Raw genomic sequence first — 221 nt, forward strand, 5'->3', positions numbered from 1 at the left:
GGCCCTGTGACTCAGGACATGCTCGACAACGGCTTTGACGTTGAAGTGCCTGTCACTGCAGGCGCGACCGATGTTGATGTCACCGCGCAAGTGATTGATATCGCCGGTAACCCATCTGCAACCGCCACCGACAACCAGCCAGTGGACAATGTGGCAGCACCTGCACCGACTGTAGAATTCAGCGGCATGGGCACTGATGGCGTGTTCAACAGCGATGAGAT

1 protein-coding gene is annotated in these 221 nt (G+C 57.0%); it reads left to right on the plus strand.

Annotation, left to right across the window (positions count from 1 at the left end; all coding sequences use genetic code 11):
* On the plus strand, positions 1-221 hold a 221-nt coding region (locus H5181_RS20550; RefSeq protein WP_182751907.1), incomplete at both ends, for a hypothetical protein.

This window comes from Shewanella sp. SG44-2, from assembly GCF_014164215.1.
In the GTDB taxonomy this organism is placed as follows: Bacteria; Pseudomonadota; Gammaproteobacteria; order Enterobacterales; family Shewanellaceae; genus Shewanella; species Shewanella frigidimarina.